The following is a 287-nucleotide window of genomic DNA, read 5'->3' as shown; positions in this document are numbered from 1 at the left end:
GAGCTGCTCGGCCTCCAGCAGGTCAGCCGCCACGACAACTTCTTCGAGGTCGGTGGCCATTCCCTGATCGCCGTGCGCCTGCTCAGCCGCTTGGCCCAGACGGTCGGCGTCACTGTGTCGCTGGCCTCCCTGTTCGCCCATCCCACTCTCGCCGCGCTGGCGTTGGCCCTCACCCAGACGCTGGAACAGGCCGGGGCACAGACGCTGCCCGCCATCGTTCCCGCTGCACGCGACGGTCAGCTCCCCCTGTCCTTTGCCCAGCAGCGCTTGTGGTTCCTCGCCCAGCT

1 protein-coding gene is annotated in these 287 nt (G+C 69.0%); it reads left to right on the top strand.

What is annotated here, in order from left to right; translation table 11 throughout:
- Window positions 1-287: phosphopantetheine-binding protein (locus IHE46_RS16870; RefSeq protein WP_192166092.1), on the top strand; the 287-nt coding region annotated here is incomplete at both ends.

Source organism: Rhodanobacter sp. DHG33 (assembly GCF_014843005.1).
In the GTDB taxonomy this organism is placed as follows: domain Bacteria; phylum Pseudomonadota; class Gammaproteobacteria; order Xanthomonadales; family Rhodanobacteraceae; genus Rhodanobacter_A.
Note: the sequence above shows the minus strand (reverse complement) of the source record. Positions and strands in the feature narration are given on the sequence as shown.